We start from the raw sequence: 21,483 nt of genomic DNA, 5'->3' as shown, positions 1-21,483 counted from the left end.
CAGGGTCAGAGGGCGGAAGCGGCCAGGTCGCCATCATAGGCGGCGCGCACGAGGCCGCGCATGGCGGCCGAATCCAGGGAACGCGGATTGTTCTTGATCAGACGGCCAATCCCAAGCGCCTGCTCGGCGATCCAGTCGAGCCGGTTTTCCGGCAGGCCAAGCGTGGCGAGCGTCGGCGAGATGCCGATCGCGGCGAAAAGGCGGCTCACCTCGCCGATTGCCGCATCGGCAAGCGTCTCCTCGTCTTCCACACCGGCGGGATCCAGCCCAAGCGCCCTGCCGACAACAGCAATTTCGGCGCTCGCGACGCGGCGATTATAGGTCATCACATAGGGAAGCATGGTCGCGACGCCGAGGCCGTGCGCCGTATGGGTCACGGCGCCGACCGGATATTGCACCGCATGGGCCGCCGCCGTGCCCGCCGTGCCGAAGGCGCAGCCTGCCGCAAGCGCGCCCATCATCACCTCGGCGCGCGCATCGATTTCCGAGCCGTTGGCGAAGGCATTTTCCAGGCTCCGGCCGAGGAGCCGGATGGCATGCAGCGCGAACTGGTCCGAGAGATCGCTCTTGCCGACGAAGACATGCTGCTGCGCGAGTTCCGGATCGCCGGGCCGGCGCATCGCGGTGAAGGCCTCGATCGCATGGGTCAGGGCATCCGCACCGGCAATTGCGGTGAGTTCCGGCGGGCAGGAGAGGGTGAGTTCCGGGTCGCAGATCGCCGCTGCGGCAATGAGGTAGGGGCTCGAAATGCCGACCTTCAGCGTGCGGTCTGGATCGGAGATGACCGCCACGGGCGTGACCTCGGAGCCCGTGCCCGCCGTCGTCGGCACGGCGATGACCGGCAGGACGGGTCCCGGCACCTTGAACTCACCGTAGTAATCGCCGAGCCCGCCGCCATGGGTGAGCAGCAGCGAGGCGCATTTGGCCATATCGAGGCAACTGCCGCCGCCGATGCCGATCACCATGTCGGGCGCAAAGCCGCGCGCGGCCTCGACGCAAAGTGCGACCGTATCGCGCGGCACGTCCGGCAGCGTCTGGTCATGCACCAGCACAACGATGCCGGCAGCTTCGAGCGCGGCAATCATTTCAGCGAAGACGGGTGTCGCGGCAAAACGCGCGTCCGTACAGACGAGTGCGCGCCGGCCGGTCCTGCCCGCGACACTCGCAAGCGCATGGCGCTGGCCGATACCAAACAAGATTTCGCGCGGCAGCCTCAGGACGGCAAATAGGCTCATGATCTTTGCCCTTCGAAGGCCAGAATTCGGGAGCGGGAAAGCGCGTTGAGGTCCTCCCAGAGGCGCTGGTCGACATCGAAGCCGTTGCGGCTCGCCGCCGCCCGCCGCCGGCGGGCACGATCGCCCGGAACGAGGACCGGTTCGCCGGTCCTCGCCGGGGGTGAGGCACGCACGGCATCGAGATAGGCCGACAGCCGCGCCGGAAGTCCGGGCGCCAGGCTGGGCTCGATCAATATGAAGACGTCGCCCTTATTACATGGCGACTGGCTGTCCAGCGTGCCGCGCACATCCGGCGCGAGCGCCGAACCCGCAAGCGCTGCCACCAGCAACTCCATGGCGATGCCGAGGCCGTAGCCCTTTGCGTCGCCGAAGGGCGCTATCGCGCCGGCCTTTGCACGCACCGGATCAGTCGTTGGGTGGCCATCCGCGTCACGCGCCCATCCTTCAGGAATCGGCCTGCCGGTCACTGCGTGGTGATGGATCTTGCCCATCGGCACGAGGCTGGTGGCAAGATCGAGCACGAGCGGCTCCCCGGCGGTCGGCACGGCGATCGCGACGGGGTTGGTGCCGAGCATGGCCCGCGTGCCGCCGAAGGGATGGACCAGCGCCTCGCTCGACGAGAGCGCGATGCCAACGAAACCCAATGCGGCGATGGCCTCGACATAATGCGCTAGCATGCCGAGATGGTTCGCATTGCGAATCGCGACGAGACCGATGCCGAGATCGGGAATGTGGGGCGCCAGCCGCTCGATCGCGGCCATGGCGACGACAGGGCCGAACCCCGACGAGCCCTCCACCTCCATCACGGAATCCGCCCGCCAGCACTGCGTACCCTTCGTTTCCGGGTCGATGACACCGCGCTCGATCCGTTCGAGCAGTCGCTGAAGGCGGTGCAGGCCGTGCGAAGGGTGCCCCTTCATCTCGGCCGTCACTAGGACGCGGGCCTGCAGAGCCGCATGGTCACGCGGTGCGCCGTGCTCTTCCAGCAGGCGGGTGGCGAGCGCGAGGGCCGCCGCTTCCGATATTCGCATAATTTTTCCTCCCTATATTAAATCGTATAGGATATAGGATTGCGTTTGACCGCAGCATCGTGCTAGCGATTGAACCTGTCAAGAGGCAAGGCGGCAGATGATTTCGACGAGACCTAAAGAACCTTCAGCGGGTACGACCCAGATACCGCGCGCCAACAGTCTGGCAGGCGACGTCTACGAAGCGATCTTCAACCAGCTCATGTCGCTGAAGATCGCGCCGGGCGCGCGCATCACCGTCGACAACCTGGTCAAGGAGTTCAACGTCTCCCAAACGCCGATCCGCGAAGCACTCGGCCGGCTTGAAGGCGAGGGCCTCGTCGTCAAGCAGCACCTCGTCGGCTATCGCGCCGCGCCTCAGATCACACGCCACCGCTTCGACGAGCTCTATGAACTCCGCTTGCTGCTGGAGCCGGCCGGCGCTGCGAAGGCGGCCCAAGCGATGAATGACGAAAGGCTTGCGATCCTGACGGAGGCCGCAGGCGTTATGACGCGCAGCGACAACAGCGACGAGCGGGCGAACTATTCGGCCTTCGCCCGCCAAGACGCCATTTTCCACGACCGCATCATGGAATTTGCCGGCAACGAGCTGATCCGCGAGATGCTAGCATTCCAGCACACGCATTTTCACATCTTCCGCCTGATGTTCCATCGCCGCGTGACCGAGGAGGCGCTCGGCGAGCACCAGACGCTGCTCGATGCCTTCGCCGCGCACGACCCCGACGCGGCGGCGAACGCAATGCGCATCCATATCGAACACTCGCGCGACCGGCTGTTGCCGGCGTTCGACGAGATCTGAGCAACCCCCGGCAGGCAAGGACGTGCCCGCCAGACATGACATGACAACGAGGAGGAGAACCCATGCCAGGCAAGAAAATCCTGATGCTCACCGGAGATTTCACCGAGGAGTACGAAATCTTCGTTTATCAGCAGGCGATGGAGGCTGTGGGCCATACGGTGCACGTCGTCTGCCCGGACAAGAAGGCCGGCGACATCCTCAGGACGTCGCTGCACGATTTTGAGGGCGACCAGACCTACACCGAAAAACTCGGGCACAACGTCACCATCAACAAGACGTTTTCCGAAGCCGAGAACCAGCTCGACCAGTATCACGCCGTCTATTGCGCTGGCGGGCGCGGGCCGGAATATATCCGCACCGACAAGCGGGTGCAGGCGATGGTGCGCCATTTCCACGAGGAGAAGAAGCCGATCTTCACCATTTGCCATGGCGTCCAAATCCTGATTGCGGTCGATGGCGTCGTTCGCGGCAAGAAGGTGGGTGCACTTGGGGCCTGCGAACCCGAAGTCACCTTGGCAGGCGGCACATACATCGACCTCTCTCCGACCGAGGCCTATGTCGATGGCACGATGGTTTCGGCCAAGGGCTGGACTGCGCTCGCCGCCTTCATCCGGGAATGCCTGAAGGTGCTGGGAACGGAAATCCGCCACACTTGAGACGACGCGAGCAAAATCGAAAGGCCTGGCAGGCATAACACCCGCCGGGCTCTTTTTTGCGGTCGGGATGCAATCACACGCCGCCGCGGTTCCAGCCGCGACCGCGGTCGCCGAACATCTCGTAGCCGCCATCGGTTATGGCGAGCGTATCCTCCAGCTTGATGAAGCCGCGCTTCGGGTGAAGCATCGTCGTCTCGACCGAGATCACCATGCCCGCTTCCAGTGGCCTGTCGGCATCGATGCCCTCATAGGCGACAGGGTGGTTCGTCATCAGGAACGGCGCTTCGTGGCTGATGAGGCCCATGCCGTGGCAGAAGAAGTCGGTGAAGGCCGCCGACGGGGAGGCCTTGAGCACGTCTTCCGCCGCCACGATCATCTCGCTGCCCGTAGCCCCTGCCCTAACCCCGGCGAAAGCCGTCTGCTGGATGGACTCCACTTCGGCCAGAAGATCCTCCAGCTCCGCATCCGGCTTGCCGAGCACGCCCATGCGGCAGAGGTCACCGATATAGCCGTGATAGTTTCCACCGGAATCGATCGACAGCACCTCCCCCTCGGCCCAGGCCTGCGGCGAGGCGGCGCGGTTGTGGCTGGCGCCGAGCGTTAGCAGGCAATACTCGAAGTGCAGGCCGCGGTTCGTTTCCTCCCGCCGGAGCTGCTCGATGATTTCCGCCTTGGTCGAGCCCGCGCGGGCCGCCGCGATCGTCGCCAGCATCGAATCGGTGATTAGTTCGGAGGCGCGTCTCAGCTTTGCCAGTTCATCCGGCGTCTTGACGGCCCTCAGCCGCTCCAACGCATGCGTGGCATCGACGAACCGGGCACCATCCAGCCGCGAGGCAAGGAGATCGCGAGCGTCGGATGGCAGGAAGGCCGGCTCGATGCCGATGCGCCCGCTGGTCTTGCCGATCTTCTTCAGATGATCGACGGCGAGCCCGGCGGCATCCTGCGTGCCCCAAGTCGCCGTATGCACGGCGGGCGTCCAGAACGGATTGTTATGGTGCTCTGCGCCTTCCATGCGGTTGCCCACATACGCCGAGTGGTCTGGCGCGCCCTTCTCATAGATCACCATCGGCAGGTACCTGCTATGACCGATCGCATCCATGGCGGCGAAGAAGATGAACTTGTAGCCGCCCATCAGATATTGCGTGTTGTGCTTCGAGGTGGCGACGATGACGTCGATACCTGCCTCCTCCATGAGCCGGTCAAGCTTGGCCGTATCGAATGGCGACACGGCGGGCCTTGTATTCCCTGCATTGTTGTTCACCGTTTTCCTCCCAGAAAATGTAAGGCCCGGCTTCAGTCGCCCGGCGGCAGCAGGCGGAAGTCAGGCAGCGCGCGAAGCGCAAGCTCCGGCCCCGCCGGCGAGTAGACGACGAAAAGCTGCATCGTGCCGGCGCCAGTGTTCTTCGTCGAATGGAAGCGGCTTTCCGGCACATAGATGGTGCAGCCGGGGCCGACCTTCTGCGTGATCGGATTGCCGTTCTCGTCCTCGACCATCTGATCGCCTTCGCCGGAAATCACGAAGATGATTTCCTCGGCACCAGGATGATTGTGGCGGGTATGACCCTCACCACTCGGCAGATCGACGACACCACCGGAAAATCGGCTGGCGCCGTTGACCTCGGGCGCCACCGTCAGCGACAGCTTGCCCCAGTCGAAACCGAAGGCGCTCACATCCTCCGGATAGATGAAGTACTTGTCCTTTGCCATGAAATAGGCTCCTCCCATGTTCGTCCTCAGACGATCGCTCCGATGGCGAGCGCCTTAAAATCTTCCGTCTGCTTGCGGATCGCCGCCTCTGCCGGCAGGCGCTCCATCGAGCTTGCGCCGTAAAAGCCGTGGCAGCCAGGACAACGCTCGAGGATGTAGCGCGCATCCTCCGGCATGGAGATCGGGCCGCCGTGGCAGAGCACGATGACGTCGTCCCGCACGGAGCGCGCAGCCTTTGTGATCGCCGTGATCTCATCGACACAATCATCGAGCGACTTGCCGGAGGTGGCGCCAATCGTGCCGCCGACTGTCACACCCATATGCGCCACAACGATGTCGGCGCCGGCAACCGTCATGTCGATAGCCTCGCTCTCGTTGAAGACATAGGGCGTCGTCAAAAGGTCGAGCCCGTGGGCGGTGGCGATCATATCGACCTCCAGACCGTAGCCCATGCCCGTCTCCTCGAAGCTCTGCCGCATCCGGCCGTCGAAGAGGCCGATTGTGGGGAAGTTCTGCACGCCGGAAAAGCCCATTGCCTTCAGGTCGGCGAGGAAGCGCGGCATCAGCACGAAGGGGTCGGTGCCGTTGACGCCGGCAAGCACCGGCGTCTTTTTCACCACGGGCAGCACTTCGAGCGCCATATCCTTCACGATCTCGTTGGCATTGCCATAGGCAAGAAGGCCTGCCGCCGAGCCGCGGCCTGCCATGCGGTAGCGCCCGGAATTGTAAATGATGATGAGGTCGATGCCGCCGGCCTCCTCGGCCTTGGCGGAGATGCCCGTGCCGGCGCCGCCGCCGACAATCGGCACGCCGGCTGCGATCATGCCGTGGAATTTTTCGAGGATGGTCTTGCGAGGTATGGCTGGCATCGATTTTGTCTCTCAGGGGTTGGCGATGTCACGATAGGCCGCGACGGCGGCCTCTGCGAATTGCGGGTCGTTGATATGGAGCGGCAGGCGGACGATACGTCGCGACGCCGTCGGCTTCACCGTCGCCTCGAGCGCGGCAATGAGCGCGGCGTCGGCTTGCCGATCGAAGAATACACCGCCTTCGATGTCGAGGGCCGAGACGCCCTTCTCGGGAATGAGGAAGCGTACGGGGCCGTTGCAGAGATTGAGCTTCTCACCAATCCAGCGCCCAATCTGGGCACATTCGGCAGCCGTCGTGCGCATAAGGGTGACGTTCGGATTGTGGCGGTAGAAAAGCCGGCCGGCATAGTGCGCGGGAACCGTCTCTGGCGCCCAGAAGTTCACCATGTCGAGCGCGCCGACGGAGCCGATATAGGGCAAGCCCGTGCGGGCAATCGCGCCGAAACGGTCCGCAGTGGCAGGCAGGACGCCTCCGAGAAGCAGGTCGCAGACCTCGGTCGTCGTAATGTCGAGCACGCCCGAGACAAGCCCGCTGTCGGCAAGCTTCTCCATCGTGCGTCCGCCCGTGCCGGTGGCGTGGAAGACCAGGCAGTCGTAGTCCGCCCTGAGGCGCTCGACCATGGCGGCTACGGCAGGTGTCGTGACCCCGAACATGGTAAGACCCAGGGCCGGTTTGGATGCCGTTACCTCGGCCGGCCGGCTGGCCATGGCCGTGATCGCCTGGGCAGCATTGTGCAGGATGACCCGGCTGAGCCGGTTCAGGCCTGCCATGTCGGTGACCGAGGGCATCATCACGATGTCGGAAACATCGACATAGGGAGCAACATCGCCGGACGCGAGCGTCGAGACCATGATCTTTGGCAGGCCGAGCCGCAATTGGCGCATGCCTGCGGTGACGATCGAGGTGCCCCCGCCTCCACCGATACCGATGACGCCGGCAATGTCCCGACGCTCAACGAGGAAGCGCGAGAAGGCAATACCCATCGCCTCGACTGCCCTGCCGCGGTCGTCGCAGCCAAGAACGGCCCCAGCACCCTGCGGATGGCATGCCGCAACCGTCCCGGCGCTTATATCGACGGCGGCCGCAGGCGCGCGCGTGCCGACATCTACCCGCACCACAGCGCCGCCTGCCGTCTCGATGCAAGCGGCGAGATAGGCAAGCTCCTCGCCCTTCGTGTCGGCCGTGCCGACCACGTAAATATGCTTCATTTCCCCTCCGTGACCAGGTGGTCCACCCCCCGCCTTGCCTCACTTTCACGGCCACTCGAACGGCGCTTGCAAAATTATGAGACGCGCGTATCATAAAGATATGGATGTCTCACGTCAACAGAACGAAACTGCCAGAACCGCCGAGCGAGGCCCTCGTGCCCGCACGCGAAAACTGATGCTCGAAACAGCAACCCGGCTCATGCAATCCGGCATCACTCCGTCAGTAAGCGAAGTCGCCGAGGCTGCCGAAGTGTCGCGCGCCACGGCCTACCGCTACTTTCCAAGCCAGGCAGTGCTCGTGCATGCGGTGGTGGACGAGGCTCTTGGGCCCATACTCGACTGGTCGTCCGACAGTCCCGATGCTCGCACCCGCGTTGCCGACCTGCTGGCGACCGCGATGCCGCGCATCGATGAGTTCGAGGCCACCTTCAAGGCGGCGCTGAAGCTTTCGCTGGACCAGTGGGCGCAGCGCCAGGCAGGCACGCTCGGCAACGAGCCGCTGTTCACGCGCGGCCACCGCGTCGGTCTCCTGGAGAGCGCAACTGCGCCGCTTCAGGGCACCGTGCCGCCCGAATCCCGGGAGCGCCTGGCACAGGCGCTCTCCCTTGTCTTCGGCGTCGAGGTCCTGGTCGTGTTGAAAGATATCTGGGGACTGACCTCCGAAAGCGCTCAATCTGTTGCCGAATGGGCCGCCAAGGCCCTCGTTGAAGCGGCGATACGGGAGGCGGGGAGCGTGGCATGACATTGGCAGGCCTCCAAGTTGAAGTAATAACTGGTACGACCAGTTTGATTAATATTCTGTCCATGTCGTTGTCCAGATCGGTGATGATGAATCAGACTGTCCGGCAAGACTGCGTCAAGAAACGTGCTATTATTGGGGCGATACAGAAACTTTGAAGACGAGTTTTGGCGGAAGCTCCGCCCAAAGTTGCACTTGACGATATTGAAATTTGGTACTACCAGATCAGGGAAATAGCATTCAGGCTTGAGATCTGAAACGGAGCGAAGGGTCGGGAGAACCCCCAGCGCGAACACCGCCCAGGAGGATCGGGAGGCCGGATCGGAAGGCCCGCGATGAAGCGGGAAGCGTGCATAAATGGGAGGAAACGTTATGCGCAAAACTATGACCGGTCTCTTGGCCGGTGTCGGCTTGATGTGGGCCTGCGGAACGTCCGCACAGGCCCAGGAACTGACGATCTTCTGGGCCGAGTGGGACCCGGCAAATTACCTTCAGGAGCTCGTCAATGAATACGAGGCTCAGACGGGCGTGAAGGTCACTGTCGAGACCACGCCCTGGGCCGACTTCCAGACCAAAGCCTTCACCGAGTTCAATGCTAAGGGCTCGGCCTATGACATGGTCGTCGGGGACAGCCAGTGGATCGGTGCTGCGTCCGAAGCCGGGCACTATGTCGATCTCACCGACTTCTTCAACAAGCACAAGCTGAACGAAGTCATGGCTCCGGCAACAGTGAAATACTACGCCGAGTATCCCTCGAACTCGAAAAAGTACTGGTCGATCCCTGCGGAAGGTGACGCCGTCGGCTGGTCCTACCGCAAGGACTGGTTCGAAGACCCCAAGGAGATGGAAGCGTTCAAGGCCAAATACGGCTACGACCTCGCTCCGCCGAAGGATTGGAAGCAGTTACGCGACATCGCCGAGTTCTTCCATCGTCCGGACCAGAAGCGCTACGGCATCGCGATCTACACCGACAACTCCTATGACGGCCTCGTAATGGGCGTCGAGAACGCCATCTTCTCTTTCGGCGGAGAACTCGGCGACTACAGCACCTACAAGGTCGACGGGGTCATCAACTCGGAGAAGAACGTCAAGGCTCTGGAAACCTACCGCGAGCTCTACGGGTTCACGCCTCCGGGTTGGGCGAAGAGCTTCTTCGTCGAGAACAACCAGGCGATCACCGAGAACTTGGCAGCGATGAGCATGAACTACTTCGCCTTCTTCCCGGCGCTCGTCAACGAAGCATCGAACCCGAACGCGAAGGTCACCGGCTTCTTCGCCAACCCGGCCGGCCCGGACGGCCACCAGTTCGCAGCCCTTGGCGGGCAGGGCATCTCGATCGTTTCCTACTCGGACAACCAGGAAGAGGCGATGAAATTCCTCGAATGGTTTATCAAGGACGAGACCCAGAAGCGCTGGGCCGAACTCGGCGGCTACACGGCAAGTGCAAAGGTGCTTGAATCGCCGGAATTCCAGAATGCGACCCCCTATAACAAGGCGTTCTACGAGACCATGTTCAAGGTGAAGGACTTCTGGGCAACGCCGGAATATGCCGAGCTGCTGATCCAGATGAATCAGCGTATCTACCCCTATGTGACCGCCGGCCAGGGCACGGCAAAGGAGGCGCTCGACGCTCTCGCCGAGGACTGGAACGCGACCTTCAAGAAGTACGGCCGCCACTAGCGGGTGAGACGTCGCGGGAGGGGGCCTGGCTCCCTCCCCTTTTTCAACTCTGCACCGGAATGGTGCTCGCGGGACACGACGTCCGCGTTCAGGCAATGCGCAACAGGACGCCGAAAGTGCGGCCAACGCGCGGCTCTCGGAGGAGGAGCACATTGGCCACCGTGGTTATGACATCGCTGGACTCGAAGTCGCGTGCTTTTTCGCGGGGCTTGAGCGACATCAAGATTCGAAATCTGTTCATTATCCCGACGATCCTGTTCCTGATCATCTTCAACATCTTCCCGTTGATCTATTCGCTCGGCTACTCCTTCACCGACTTCCGTGCCTCAACGAACGCTCCGGCCAACTTCGTCGGCCTGCGGAACTATCGGGAACTGCTCAACGACCCCTTCATCTGGTCGAACTTCGCCATCACCGCGAAATACGTGATCGTGTCGGTCGCCGGTCAGGTCGTCGTCGGTTTCGGCACGGCTATGCTGCTCAACCGTGACATCCCGTTCAAAGGTTTGCTCACCACACTGCTTCTGCTGCCGATGATGCTGTCGATGGCAGTCGTCGGCCTGTTCTGGAAGCTGCTCTACGACCCGTCCTTTGGTATCATCAACCATGCGCTCGGCTTCGGCCGCTTCGAGTGGCTGTCGAACCCGGATATGGCGCTCTACGCCGTCGCGATCACCGACATCTGGATGTGGTCGCCCTTTGTGATGCTGCTTTCGCTCGCTGGTCTGTCAGCTGTGCCGAAGCATCTCTATGAGGCCGCGGCAATCGACCGGGCCGGACCGTTCTACACGTTCTTCCGCATCACGCTGCCGCTTGTTGCCCCCATCCTGATGATTGCAATCATCTTCCGCACGATGGAGGCCTTCAAGACCTTCGACCTCGCCTATATCCTCACAAGCCAGCCAACGACCGAGGTGATCTCGATCCGCCTCTACAAGATGGCCTTCCAGGAATGGCAGACGGGGCGCTCCTGCGCGCTCGCCTATATCGTGCTCATCATGGTGCTCGCCATCACCAACATCTACGTCAAGTACCTCAACAAGGTGAAGGAGCGCTGAGATGGCCGCCGTCCGAACCCGCTCCGAGCGTGCTCTGAACAGGGTGGCGATCGCCGCTGTGCTCGTCATCACGCTCATCTTCCTCGCACCGATCTACTGGATCACGTCGACGGCCTTCAAGCCGCGCAACCTTGCCACGACGATACCCCCGACCATCGTCTTCCAGCCGGAAGTATCGCCGTTCGTAAAACTCTTTGCCAAGCGCTCGCAGCTTCGCGAACGGCCGACGCCGGAAAACTATGCCGCGGCGCCATGGTGGGAGCGGCTCGTCTTCGACGGCGGCGAGAAGGTCGTGCGCTCCGGCCGCGGCGAAGTACAGCTCTCCGGCTACCCCAGCCGCTTCATGAATTCGCTCATCGTCGCGATTACCTCCACGGTGCTTGCGGTGGGCATGGGGACCTTCACGGCCTATGGCTTCTCACGCTTCAAGGTCAAGGGGGAAGCAGACCTGCTCTTCTTCATCCTGTCGACGCGCATGCTGCCGCCCGTGGTCGTGGCGATTCCGATGTTCCTCATGTACCGCGCCGTCGGGCTCAACGACACCCACTGGGGCCTCATCATCCTCTACACCGCCTTCAACCTCTCCTTCTCGGTCTGGCTGATGAAAGGCTTCATCGACGAAATCCCGAAGGAATATGAGGAGGCGGCACTCGTCGACGGCTACACCCGCATGCAGGCCTTCTTCAAGATCGTCATCCCGGAAGCCGCCACCGGCATCGCCGCCACCGCCGTCTTCTGCTTCATCACGGCCTGGAATGAATATGCATTCGCGCTGATCATGACCAACCGGCGTGCGCAGACCGCACCGCCGTTCATCCCGAGCCAGGTCGGCTCCGGCCTGCCGGACTGGACGGTGATTGCCGCCGGCACGTTCCTGTTCCTGCTACCGGTCGCCATCTTCACCTTCCTGCTCAGGAACCATCTCCTGCGCGGCATGAGCTTCGGAGCGATCCGCAAATGACCTTCCGCGCCCTGAACCAGAAATATATAGAACCCGGTTCGCAGTACCTGATGATCTTCGGCATCATCGCGCTCTGCCAGCCCTGGAACCTGTTTCTCCACCGCTACGGCATGACGATGACGCTCGTCGGACTGATCGCCTTCATGGTGACGACCAAAATCCCGCGGGACGATCAACCAGACGAAGGCAGCCATCCATGACGCAGATCGAACTTCGCGGCATCCAGAAATATTTCGGTGCCGTCCAGGTCATCAAGGACCTTAATCTCGCCATCGCCGACAACGAATTCATCGTGCTGCTTGGCCAATCCGGCTGCGGCAAGACGACAACATTGCGCGCCGTGGCAGGCCTGGAGACCATCGACGAAGGCGACATCCTGATCGACGGCCAGCCGGTGCAGCATATCAAGGCATCCGACCGGGACATAGCCATGGTGTTCCAGTCTTTCTCGCTCTATCCGCACATGACGGTCTATGAGAATATCGCCTTTCCGCTCCGCGCCACCCGGATGAGCCGGAAAGATGTCGATACGTCGGTGCGCGAGATCGCCGGCGTGCTGCGCATCACCGGCCTGCTGGGCCGCAAGCCTTCGGCGCTATCAGGCGGCGACATGCAGCGTGTTGCGATCGGCCGCGCGCTCGTGCGACGGCCCAAGGCCATGCTGATGGATGAGCCGATCGGAGCGCTGGACGCCAAGCTGCGCGAGGAGATGCGGGCGGAAATCAAGCGTTTGCATATCAAGCAGGGCTCGACCACCATTTACGTGACTCACGACCAGGTGGAGGCCATGTCGCTCGCCGACCGCATCGTCATCATGCACGAGGGCATCCTCCAGCAGGTCGGCACGCCCGAAGAAGTCTATTCTCAGCCCGCCAACATATTCGTCGCTCAGTTCGTCGGCAGCCCGGTCATGAACATGGCGCAGGCGACCGTCAGCGAAACGGGCGGCCATGCCAGCGTGCAGGTCAGCGACGGAGTAAAGGGCTTCGAGTTTCCGGCCGCCCTTGCCAATCGCCTCTCGGACGCGGGGGCCGAGGACGGCAAGCTGACGCTCGGCGTCCGGCCTGAGGGCGTGCTGATCTCGCGCGAGGCCCGCGAGGGCTTCATGCCGGTCGAGGCGCATATCATCGAGCCGCTCGGGTCGCACGACATCGTCGACCTGAAGGTCGGCGACCAGATGATCAGGGCACGCACCAAGAGCGGATTCGTGCCCGGCCCGGGCGAAGCCGTCTGGGCGCGCATCGACCCCGCCCAGGCGCATTTCTTCAACACGGCGACCGGCTCATCGCTCGGGATCAGACTCTGATGGCGCATATCGAACTCAAGGGTATCACAAAGACCTTCGGCAACCACACGGCGCTGAACAACCTGAACATCGACATCGCTGACGGCGAGTTCTTCGTGCTGCTCGGCCGGACCGGCGCTGGCAAGACGACAACGCTGCGCCTGATCGCCGGTCTCGAGAAGCCGACGGCAGGCCAGATCTTCATCGACGGGCAGGATGTCGCCGACTGGGGTGCCGCCGAGCGCGACGTGGCCCTGGTGCTCCAGCAATATTCGCTCTATCCGCGCTTTACGGTGCGGGAGAACCTGGAATTTCCATTGAAATCCCGCATTCGCCGCGTCGAACCCGCTGAGATCAAGGAACGCGTCGACCGGGTTGCGAAAACCCTGCGCATCGAGCACCTGCTCGACCGCAAGACCGACCGGCTATCGGGCGGCGAGATGCAGCGCGTCTCGATCGGCCGGGCCATCGTGCGCAAGCCGCGCGTCTTTCTGATGGACGAACCGCTCTCGGCTCTCGACGCGAAACTGCGCGAGGCGCTGCGCACCGAGCTGAAAAACCTGCAGATGAACCTCGGCGCGACCTTCCTCTTCGTCACCCACGACCAGATCGAGGCCATGTCGATGGGCGACAAGATCGGCGTTCTCAACAACGGCCAACTGGTCCAGACGGGTACGCCGCAGGAGATCTACCAAAACCCGGTCAACACCTTCGTCGCGCGCGCGGTCGGCTCGCCGCCGATGAACCTGATCGCCGGTACGCTTGCCAGCGGCGAGGCAGTGGCCAGCGAGGGCTACCGGCTGCCGCTCGGCAGCGGGCACGGGATTGCCACGGACGGTCGCCCGCTCACCTTCGGCATCCGCCCCGAAGACCTCTTCCTCGACAGCGGTGCGCCGGGGGAAGCACGGGTGCACGACGTGGAGAACCATGGCGTCGAAAAGATCGTGACGCTGCGCACCGGAGAGAACTTCATCCACGCGACCGTGCCGGCGCAGACGGTGCTTCGGATCGAGGATACGGTTCGCTTTTCCTGGAATCCGGAGAAGGTCGTGCTGTTCGACAGCGGAAGCGGCGTCAGCCTGCGGCATGCGGGCTGACCTGATAGGTCCGAAAGATGCCAACGGCTTGCGTAACACCGCAGGGGCCGCCAGCGTTTCGGATCGTCGCGAAGGGGCTGAGCTATGCGGGAAAGCGCCGGCGGTAGTGCTCGACCACTTCGGGATTGCGCAGATTGACGGGCAGTTCGCCCTTCATGACGCGCAGGACTTCGCTTGCCGCGACCGTTCCCATGCGCATCATGCTCTCGTCCGTAAGACCGGCGAGATGCGGAGTGACGATGACATTGTCGAAGCCGAAATATGGATGGTCGAGCGGAAGGGGCTGGGTCGCGAAGACGTCGAGCGCGGCTCCGCCGATGCGTCCCTCGCGCAGCGCCTCGATCAGGGCCGCGTCATCGATCACCGGGCCGCGCGAGACGTTGACCAGAATGGCATCGGGCTTCATGCGGCCGATGCGCCCGGCATTGAGCAGGCCTGTCGTCTCCGACGTCAGCGGGCAGCAGAGCACGACGATGTCGGCCATCGCGACGAGGTCGTCGACCGGCAGGAAGCGCGCACCGTCCGGCACGCGCTCCGGCGACCGGCTCGTAGCGACCACCTCGAGGCCGAAACCGAACTTCGCGATCCGGAAAATCGCCTTGCCGACATTGCCCATGCCGACAATGCCCATGGTGCGGCCCCCGAGGTCCGCAGCCCCGTCCGACTGGCCGCGCCCGGCCGCCCAGCCCCTCTGCCGCAGTTCCCGGTCCATCAGGCGGAAACGCCGAAGCAGGGCGAGCGTCACGAGGAAGACGTGCTCGGCGACCGTCGACGAATTCACAGCCGGCACGTTGGCGACAAGCACGCCGACGCGGTTCGCCGCATCCATCGGCACCATGTCGAGCCCGGCGCCATGGCGGATCGCAGCGCGAAGCGCCGGCGCATCCTCGAAGAAGGCAGGCGGGATCGGCGCGCGCACGACGACGATGCCCGCGCCCCGCCCTTCTCGCAGCAACGTTTCGGGGTCGGGCGCGGAGGCGACGCGCAGATCGCCCGCAGCCTTAAGCACCGCCTCGGCGGCAGGATGCAGGGGATGTGTGGAAAAGATGAAGCTCATCGGCCCTCCCCGCCGGTTACGCCTATCCGGCGGCCATCGCAGGCCCGCCGATGAGACCCTTCCAATAGCTTTCCGCACCCTGGAGATGCGCGTTCATCAGCGCTTGGGCGAGATTGCCGTCGCGGGCAAGCAGCGCCTCGTAGATGCGGACATGTTCCTCATGCGAGCGCCAGCGGCGGGCGACGTCGCTAAAATAAATCGGCAGGCGCTGCTCGCCCATCATGTAGTAGACGCTGCACACGCGATAGAAGACGCTATTCTTGGTGGCTCGGACGATCTCCAGATGGAAATCTCGGTCCTCGCGCGCCAGCCCCTCGCCTGCGGCAAGCTTCGCCTCGGACGCGGCAAGGATGTCGCGCAGGCGCTGGTAATTCTCTTCCGTCGCCCGCAGGCAGGCGAGTTCCGCGGCCTTGATCTCATGTATCTTGCGGAGTTCCACGGTCTCGTAGATCAGGATCGGATCAAGCGGCACGCCGGCTCGAGCAAAAAGTGCCATGGCCTCTACGCTCGCCTCCGTGGTCGTCAGGTAGATACCCGACTTGGCGCGGCGCTCGACGATGCGCATCGCCTCCAGGATCGCCAGCGCCTCGCGGATATGGCCGCGGCTGACGCCGAAATGCTCCGCAAGCTCCCGCTCCGAAGGCGTGCGGCCGTTGCCGCTCGAATTCGAGAAAAGATATGCCGCGAGATCGGAGAGGAGGGAATTTTCTTTCATCGTCACAGTCTTTGGGCGTGAGCCTCGAGGACCCTTTGATTGATCGTGAAGCCCAGGCCGGGTTTATCAGGAATCTCTATCATACCGTCCTTTACCGACACAGTGTCCTCGACAAGATCATGGATCATCGGATTCGCGCCGAGCGAATATTCGATAACGAAGCTTGCCGGGGAAGCCGCGCACAAGTGCAGACCGGAGAAGAAACAGGGCGCACCAGCCCAAAGATGCGGTGCGAAACGGAGGTTGAAGGCGCTGGCGAGCGAGCTGATGCGCATCGCCTCCGTAATGCCACCGCAGAAGGCCGGATCGGGTTGGAATATATCGGCGGCCCGCAGCATAGCAAGATCGCGGAAGGCAAACCGTGTCGCCTCGCTCTCGCCCGCAGCGATCGGCACGTTCCCCGCCGCGCGCACCTCCGCCATGCCCGGCTTGTCGTCGGCGATCACCGGTTCCTCGAACCAGGCGAGGTCGCAATCCGCCACCATCTCGATGAAGCGCTTCGCTTCGGCAACCGTATAGGTGCCGTGCGCATCGACCATAAGGTCGACGTCGGGGCCGATCGCCTCGCGCGCCGCCCGCACCCGTGACGCCGAGACATGCGGCGCGCGGTCCATCGCGCCGACGCGCATCTTGACCGATTTGAAACCGCCGGCCGCGATATAGGACTGGAGCTGTTCGCCGATCAGGTTCGCGCTCTCCCAACCACCAGAGGCATAGGCGGGCAACCTGTCCGCCTTGCGGCCACCCAGCAGTTTCCAGACGGGGACGCCGAGCGACTTGCCGAGAATGTCCCACAGCGCTAGGTCGACCGCGCTGATCGCCGCGACGGACAGGCCGCGCCGCGCGATCTGCGGCATGGCATGACCCGAAATCGCCGCCATCTCGTGGCGTACGCCGTTGTAAAGCATCTCCCATATGGCGGAGATGTCTGCAGGATCACGGCCGATGAGCTCCGGCCCCACCTCGTGGTTCAGCATGTGCACCAGCGTGCCATAGGTGCCTGCACTGCCGGCGGCATTCTTGCCTTCTCCCCAGCCGACGATGCCGTCGTTCGTTTCGATACGCAGGATGGCAGCATCGAAGGTCGTCAGCCGGCCGAAGTCACTGCGATGTTGGCGGCTCGCCTCGATGGGAATCTTGACCCACCAGGCCTCTACGGTCTTGATACGCATGTGTCGGATCCCCCGCCCTCACGACCCGCGGGCCGCCGGGCCTATGCCTTTCCGTTCGTTACTTTGATCAGCGGCAGGATCGTCTCGGCGGTGATCCGCATCTGATCGTCGTAGAACTTCTCGGTGAGAAGGCTTGAGCCGTGGTCCTGGATGAACTTCAGCTGCTCCGGCGGGATGTCGACGGGGTTGCGCTCCACCATGTCCGGGTACTTGGCCGCCGGCGTGCGATCGACCGGAGCGACGAACTCGTTCGTCACCGCGCCGTCGTAGCCGATCTCCCTCAGCGTGCCGATGATCTTTGGCCAGTCGAGCATGCCGAGGCCGGCGGCGAAACGGTTGTTGTCGGCGACGTGGAAATCGAACAGGCGCTTTCCGGCGAGCCGGATCGCCTCATACATGTCATCCTCCTCGATGTTCAGGTGAAAAGCATCGAGGCAGACCCCGCATTCGGGGCTGACGGCATCGGCGAGCGCCAGCGCCTGGGCGGCACGGTTGAAGAAATAGGTCTCGAAACGGTTGAGCGGCTCGACGGCAATGCGCACGCCCTTCTTCCGGGCATGGGCAAAACATTCCTTGGTTGCGTCCACCACCCACGTCCACTCTTCCTCCTCGGTCCCATCCGGCACCACTTTGCCGACCGTCGCCGGTACGAGGGTAACGATCTCGCCCTCGAGTTCGCTGACCATGGTGATGACGCTCTTGACATAGTCCACTGACCTGGCCCGCTGGCCTTCGTCCCTTGCCGCAAGGTTCCGCTCGCCGAGCGTCAGCGTGACGGCGCCCCAGCAGCGAATGCCGTACTCTTTCAGCAGCGCGCGCGTCTCGTTGACGTCGTACTGTGCCGGCTCACCGGATATCTCGATGCTTTCGTAGCCATATTTCTTGATGCGCTTCAGCGTGACGGCGAGCGGTTCGGCTCGCATCCAGTTGTGTGTCGAAAGATGCATGAAGTCCTCCCAGACTGTTACAACTCGCTCGATCGCCGATGGCGGCGGCAAACGGTCACCTTGTCGTCACGGCCCGCTGCCTTCGGCAATCTGGTTGGGCCAATTCTTGTCAATTGATAGCTCTAGCGCAATTTATTGCCCTCTGCAAGGTGGAGTCAGAAACGGCGATACATCTTATTTTGCCGAGCTTTAATGCTGATTTTCTTGTTTTCACGCGGATTTGCAGGCGATCGGAACTGGGAATTGGCTTGACCAGATTTTCGGATTTGGTATTACCAGATAATGGAAAGCGAAGGGCGCTGTAGAACAGCCGCTCAGGGCCTACAGGACCAAAAGGAGGAGACATGAAGATCGGCATGTGCATGTTCCTCTGGACGACGAGTGTCGGCCGGAAGCATGAAGGACTGTTGCGCGACATCAAGAACACTGGGTTTGATGGCGTCGAGATACCGATCTTTTCGGGCACGCCCGACAACTACCGCCGGCTGGGAGACCTGCTCGACCGGATCGGCTTGGAACGGACCGCCGTTTCCGCCATGGGCGATCCCTCGATGAATCTGATCGCGTCCGACGCCGCAACCCGCAGACGCGGCATCAACTACATGAAATGGGCCATCGACTGCAGCGATGCGCTCAGCGCCACGATGCTGAGCGGGCCGCTGCATTCGACGCTTGGACAATTTTCCGGAAGCGGCCCGAGCGCGGCGGAACTCAAGCGCTCGGTCTCCTCACAACGCGCGATCGGTGATCATGCCGCAAAGCGCGGCGTCACGATCGGGCTCGAGGCGCTGAACCGCTTCGAATGCTATCTGTTCAACACGATGGACGCCCTAGCGGCCCATGTCGACGCGGTCGGGCACCCGAACATCCGCGCGATGTACGACACTTTCCACAGCAATATCGAGGAGGCCGATCCCATCAGCGCCTTCACGCGAAACAGCGACCGCATCGTCCATGTCCACATTTCTGAGAACGACCGCGGCGTTCCGGGGCGCGGCCATATTCCCTGGGCGGAAACGTTCAAGGCCCTGCGGTCGAGCGGCTACGACGGCTGGCTGACGATCGAGGCCTTCGGCCGGGCGCTCAAGGACCTTGCCGCCGCGACAAAGGTCTGGCGCGACTTTTCCGAAACGCCGGAAGCGGTCTATCGCCACGGTTACCGCCATATCCGGGATGGTTGGCGCGCAGCGGCATGAACGCTACGCCGCCAGTCTATTATCGCCTCAATGTGCTTGCACGCATGGTACTTGAGGACGGAGTCTTTGCCTACGTTCGAGTTGAAGAACTGATTTCGCCTTCTATCACCGTGGCATAGATAACAGCGCTTCTTGCGTGCCTGTGCGCGGACCTAAATCCGCCTGGACCGTATTCGACCAAGACACCCACCATGCTCTTTCCAGGAACATTCGGAAGCTTCTAGTCGAACACGACTGATATCTTTGCGTCCCGGCTTTTTCGGCTGCGAAGGACAGCGTAACCATCGGGCGAGCAAAAGAGTGGTTAGGCCGGTCTAATTCTTCTGAGCATAATTTCGTCTCCATGGAGAACCGCCACTTGCGACGGCCTGCCGAGAGAGGCTTCAAGTAAATTGAGATGTACGATGGTTTATTGACACAACGCAACACGGCCTGGCCTGCAATGGAAGAAGCCGGTCGCATACGCCGCCGGCTCCAATGCCATGTGACATAGAAGGGTCGCAATCACATGGGTGCAGGAAGAAATTCGATCAATGCTTTTGTAACGGCTGCAGGCTTTGACGGGCTGGGCCGATCATGGCAAGGTGCCCTCATGATTAGCTTCGTGACCATCGCATAATCTTCTCCGCAAGGTTCTTCGACACCTTCGGAAATATGATGCGGCCTCTACAGAAAAGGGTGCAGCAGAACATGCGTTTGGACAATCATGAAGCTCAACCTCCATTTCCTTGAAGCCGAAGGGTCGCTTGCCCCTTGGCGCAACGCTATTCGGGCGCAGGCCAATTCCGTTGCCGCTCGCATTCGCGCCGTCGTTCCAGCGGAATTTCATCAATGCTCGTTCGACATCGTCATCCAATACCTACCGGATGAGGTCATTCCAGAATTGGGCTTTGGCGGTTTCTGCTTCCGTCGCGGGCTGGTGACCATCAATCTCGATCCCAAGACGGCTGACTTCGAGGCCCATCTAGTGCAAGGCGTTTTCAGGCGTATGCTGGCCCATGAACTCCATCATGCAATGCGATGGGGTGCATGTGGCTACGGATTGTCGTTGGGTGAGGCCTTGGTATCGGAGGGGCTTGCCGACGCTTTCTCGGAAACCATTACTGGCCTTTCCGCCCCGCCTTGGTCGAGCTCGCTGCGCGATGGCGGTTGGTGCGACCTTCTCGACCAGGCCGAATGCGAACAAGATCGCCAGGATTACGATCACGCGGCTTGGTTCTTTGGCACTGGCGAACTGCCCCAATGGGCAGGTTACACGATCGGCTACCGCTTGGCCCGTCTCTACGGTCTGGCAAACCCCGAGGCTGCCGCAATCGGCATGATCGACGCACCGTCGTCTGCGGTTCTCGCATTTTTAGCTGCGCTCAGAGCGAATGTTTCAGCCACGAAGTAGCACTACCGCTTCTGTCGCAAAAGTCCGTCGCGAAACATTGAGTTTTGCGTCTGGCTTTTGCGACAGAAATTCCTGTGATTTTTCAGTGCTACTTATTCTGTCGCGAAACTTAGAATTTCCACGACAACAAGGAGATAACTAAAGCTCTTTCTCCATTAGGGCCGAGCGCGATTTGATCATCTTCCCCTCGAAGGGTTTAACTTCACCAGTAGGACGGAAGCCCATCTTAATCCAAAAGCCCATGACCGGATTTGTTTCCACCACGGCCAGCCGCAAGGTGCGTGATCTGAGATGGTCGCGAGCGAACCGTTGCGCCTCACGGAACAGTGCTCGGCCAACGCCAGAATCCTGTGCACTCTCCCGGACAGCCAGAAGGCCAATGAACGCCGTCCCAGGCATGGGCGCGTGATGCCATGGACCCGCGCATATCCAGCGACGGCGGCGGGCGCGACGAAGACCAGCCCCACGATGAGGCGCAGGATCGGGGAGCGCAGCGTATCGAAAAGGACCGCCAGCAAACCAAAGGCCGCACCGGCCGCAACCAGGCCGACAAGCCCCGCGCCGAACAGGCCGGAGCCGGTCTGGTAGGCGAACTGCGCTGTGGTCAATCCGGCCATGAAGCCATTTTATAGCCAATGGCTTTAAACGGCTGATGCGGGGGCCGAAAGCAGACCGTCGGC

Annotated in this window: 24 protein-coding genes and 1 pseudogene; 12 read left to right on the top strand and 13 right to left on the bottom strand. The window is 62.2% G+C overall.

The window, feature by feature from the left end:
• Window positions 1-5: 5 nt before the first annotated feature.
• Window positions 6-1,235, bottom strand: a complete 1,230-nt coding sequence (locus ACZ9BX_RS00230) for an iron-containing alcohol dehydrogenase (protein WP_476214863.1) — start codon at window positions 1,233-1,235, stop codon at window positions 6-8.
• On the bottom strand, window positions 1,232-2,266 hold the full coding sequence (locus tag ACZ9BX_RS00225) for an Ldh family oxidoreductase (RefSeq protein ID WP_476214861.1): 1,035 nt from the start codon (window positions 2,264-2,266) through the stop codon (window positions 1,232-1,234). Before ACZ9BX_RS00225 ends, ACZ9BX_RS00230 begins: the two co-directional genes overlap by 4 nt.
• A gap of 97 nt (window positions 2,267-2,363) precedes the next feature.
• Between ACZ9BX_RS00225 and ACZ9BX_RS00220 the strand changes: the two genes are divergently transcribed.
• A complete protein-coding gene (locus tag ACZ9BX_RS00220; RefSeq protein ID WP_476214859.1) occupies window positions 2,364-3,062 on the top strand; it encodes a GntR family transcriptional regulator in 699 nt (232 codons plus the stop codon).
• A gap of 62 nt (window positions 3,063-3,124) precedes the next feature.
• Window positions 3,125-3,718, top strand: a complete 594-nt coding sequence (locus ACZ9BX_RS00215; RefSeq protein ID WP_476214857.1) for a DJ-1/PfpI family protein — start codon at window positions 3,125-3,127, stop codon at window positions 3,716-3,718.
• Window positions 3,719-3,791: 73 nt separating this feature from the next.
• Here the strand turns inward: ACZ9BX_RS00215 and ACZ9BX_RS00210 are convergent, their stop codons facing one another.
• Genes ACZ9BX_RS00210 through ACZ9BX_RS00195 form a run of 4 tightly spaced genes read right to left on the bottom strand, consistent with a single transcriptional unit; the run spans window position 3,792 to window position 7,503 of the window.
• Window positions 3,792-4,979, bottom strand: a complete 1,188-nt coding sequence (locus tag ACZ9BX_RS00210) for a M24 family metallopeptidase (protein WP_476214856.1) — start codon at window positions 4,977-4,979, stop codon at window positions 3,792-3,794.
• Between the two features lie 32 nt (window positions 4,980-5,011).
• A complete protein-coding gene (locus ACZ9BX_RS00205; RefSeq protein ID WP_476214854.1) occupies window positions 5,012-5,425 on the bottom strand; it encodes a cupin domain-containing protein in 414 nt (137 codons plus the stop codon).
• Window positions 5,426-5,451: 26 nt separating this feature from the next.
• Window positions 5,452-6,294: a phosphoenolpyruvate hydrolase family protein gene (locus ACZ9BX_RS00200; protein ID WP_132564334.1), complete on the bottom strand. Its 843-nt coding sequence runs from the start codon at window positions 6,292-6,294 to the stop codon at window positions 5,452-5,454.
• 12 nt (window positions 6,295-6,306) lie between these two features.
• Window positions 6,307-7,503 (bottom strand): Tm-1-like ATP-binding domain-containing protein, encoded by a 1,197-nt coding sequence (locus ACZ9BX_RS00195; RefSeq protein ID WP_476214852.1) that lies wholly within the window; start codon window positions 7,501-7,503, stop codon window positions 6,307-6,309.
• A gap of 100 nt (window positions 7,504-7,603) precedes the next feature.
• Between ACZ9BX_RS00195 and ACZ9BX_RS00190 the strand changes: the two genes are divergently transcribed.
• The 7 genes from ACZ9BX_RS00190 (at window position 7,604) to ACZ9BX_RS00160 (ending at window position 14,323) form a co-directional block, all read left to right on the top strand.
• Window positions 7,604-8,245, top strand: coding sequence for a TetR/AcrR family transcriptional regulator (locus ACZ9BX_RS00190; RefSeq protein ID WP_476214850.1), 642 nt, complete (start codon window positions 7,604-7,606; stop codon window positions 8,243-8,245).
• A 369-nt stretch (window positions 8,246-8,614) separates the two neighbouring features.
• Window positions 8,615-9,922 (top strand): ABC transporter substrate-binding protein, encoded by a 1,308-nt coding sequence (locus ACZ9BX_RS00185; RefSeq protein ID WP_132564343.1) that lies wholly within the window; start codon window positions 8,615-8,617, stop codon window positions 9,920-9,922.
• A 152-nt stretch (window positions 9,923-10,074) separates the two neighbouring features.
• Window positions 10,075-10,980 (top strand): carbohydrate ABC transporter permease, encoded by a 906-nt coding sequence (locus tag ACZ9BX_RS00180; protein ID WP_476214848.1) that lies wholly within the window; start codon window positions 10,075-10,077, stop codon window positions 10,978-10,980.
• Window position 10,981: 1 nt separating this feature from the next.
• Entirely contained in the window at window positions 10,982-11,941 is a 960-nt protein-coding gene (locus ACZ9BX_RS00175; RefSeq protein WP_476214847.1) for a carbohydrate ABC transporter permease, read from the top strand.
• A complete protein-coding gene (locus ACZ9BX_RS00170) occupies window positions 11,938-12,141 on the top strand; it encodes a hypothetical protein (RefSeq protein WP_132564351.1) in 204 nt (67 codons plus the stop codon). Before ACZ9BX_RS00175 ends, ACZ9BX_RS00170 begins: the two co-directional genes overlap by 4 nt.
• Entirely contained in the window at window positions 12,138-13,247 is a 1,110-nt protein-coding gene (locus ACZ9BX_RS00165) for an ABC transporter ATP-binding protein (protein WP_476214844.1), read from the top strand. The genes ACZ9BX_RS00170 and ACZ9BX_RS00165 overlap by 4 nt, the downstream gene beginning before the upstream one ends.
• Window positions 13,247-14,323, top strand: coding sequence for an ABC transporter ATP-binding protein (locus tag ACZ9BX_RS00160; RefSeq protein ID WP_476214842.1), 1,077 nt, complete (start codon window positions 13,247-13,249; stop codon window positions 14,321-14,323). The genes ACZ9BX_RS00165 and ACZ9BX_RS00160 overlap by 1 nt, the downstream gene beginning before the upstream one ends.
• Window positions 14,324-14,405: 82 nt before the next feature.
• Here ACZ9BX_RS00160 and ACZ9BX_RS00155 read toward each other — a convergent pair whose 3' ends face one another.
• The 5 genes from ACZ9BX_RS00155 to ACZ9BX_RS00135 all read right to left on the bottom strand — a co-directional run bounded on the left by ACZ9BX_RS00155 (window position 14,406) and on the right by ACZ9BX_RS00135 (window position 18,572).
• Window positions 14,406-15,380: an NAD(P)-dependent oxidoreductase gene (locus ACZ9BX_RS00155; RefSeq protein ID WP_476214840.1), complete on the bottom strand. Its 975-nt coding sequence runs from the start codon at window positions 15,378-15,380 to the stop codon at window positions 14,406-14,408.
• A 22-nt stretch (window positions 15,381-15,402) separates the two neighbouring features.
• Window positions 15,403-16,095 carry a FadR/GntR family transcriptional regulator gene (locus ACZ9BX_RS00150; RefSeq protein ID WP_087004595.1) on the bottom strand — a complete coding sequence of 231 codons (693 nt, stop codon included), beginning with the start codon at window positions 16,093-16,095 and terminating at the stop codon, window positions 15,403-15,405.
• A gap of 2 nt (window positions 16,096-16,097) precedes the next feature.
• Window positions 16,098-17,267 (bottom strand): mandelate racemase/muconate lactonizing enzyme family protein, encoded by a 1,170-nt coding sequence (locus ACZ9BX_RS00145; RefSeq protein ID WP_476214837.1) that lies wholly within the window; start codon window positions 17,265-17,267, stop codon window positions 16,098-16,100.
• Window positions 17,268-17,308: 41 nt separating this feature from the next.
• Entirely contained in the window at window positions 17,309-18,214 is a 906-nt protein-coding gene (locus ACZ9BX_RS00140; RefSeq protein WP_476214835.1) for a sugar phosphate isomerase/epimerase family protein, read from the bottom strand.
• A gap of 109 nt (window positions 18,215-18,323) precedes the next feature.
• Complete coding sequence (locus ACZ9BX_RS00135; RefSeq protein WP_476214833.1) at window positions 18,324-18,572, bottom strand: hypothetical protein; 249 nt, start codon at window positions 18,570-18,572, stop codon at window positions 18,324-18,326.
• On the opposite strand from ACZ9BX_RS00135, the gene ACZ9BX_RS00130 reads away from it, so the two are divergent.
• Window positions 18,559-19,410 (top strand): sugar phosphate isomerase/epimerase family protein, encoded by an 852-nt coding sequence (locus tag ACZ9BX_RS00130; RefSeq protein WP_476214831.1) that lies wholly within the window; start codon window positions 18,559-18,561, stop codon window positions 19,408-19,410. The genes ACZ9BX_RS00135 and ACZ9BX_RS00130 overlap by 14 nt on opposite strands.
• An 85-nt stretch (window positions 19,411-19,495) precedes the next feature.
• Here the strand turns inward: ACZ9BX_RS00130 and ACZ9BX_RS00125 are convergent.
• Window positions 19,496-19,657: pseudogene (locus ACZ9BX_RS00125) on the bottom strand (cupin domain-containing protein); the annotation flags it as partial.
• Between the two features lie 459 nt (window positions 19,658-20,116).
• On the opposite strand from ACZ9BX_RS00125, the gene ACZ9BX_RS00120 reads away from it, so the two are divergent.
• The gene (locus tag ACZ9BX_RS00120; RefSeq protein WP_476214829.1) at window positions 20,117-20,803 is read left to right on the top strand and encodes a DUF2268 domain-containing putative Zn-dependent protease; all 687 of its coding nucleotides are present in this window, start codon (window positions 20,117-20,119) and stop codon (window positions 20,801-20,803) included.
• Window positions 20,804-20,941: 138 nt separating this feature from the next.
• On the opposite strand, the gene ACZ9BX_RS00115 is transcribed toward ACZ9BX_RS00120, so the two are convergent.
• A complete protein-coding gene (locus ACZ9BX_RS00115; protein ID WP_476214827.1) occupies window positions 20,942-21,202 on the bottom strand; it encodes a GNAT family N-acetyltransferase in 261 nt (86 codons plus the stop codon).
• Window positions 21,203-21,216: 14 nt separating this feature from the next.
• Between ACZ9BX_RS00115 and ACZ9BX_RS00110 the strand changes: the two genes are divergently transcribed.
• The gene (locus tag ACZ9BX_RS00110) at window positions 21,217-21,435 is read left to right on the top strand and encodes a hypothetical protein (RefSeq protein ID WP_476214825.1); all 219 of its coding nucleotides are present in this window, start codon (window positions 21,217-21,219) and stop codon (window positions 21,433-21,435) included.
• Window positions 21,436-21,483: the final 48 nt, after the last annotated feature.

The sequence above is a fragment of the Rhizobium sp. USDA 3886 genome, from assembly GCF_056279785.1.
The sequence above is the reverse complement of the archived record's forward strand: the minus strand, read 5'-3'. Positions and strand labels throughout refer to the sequence as shown.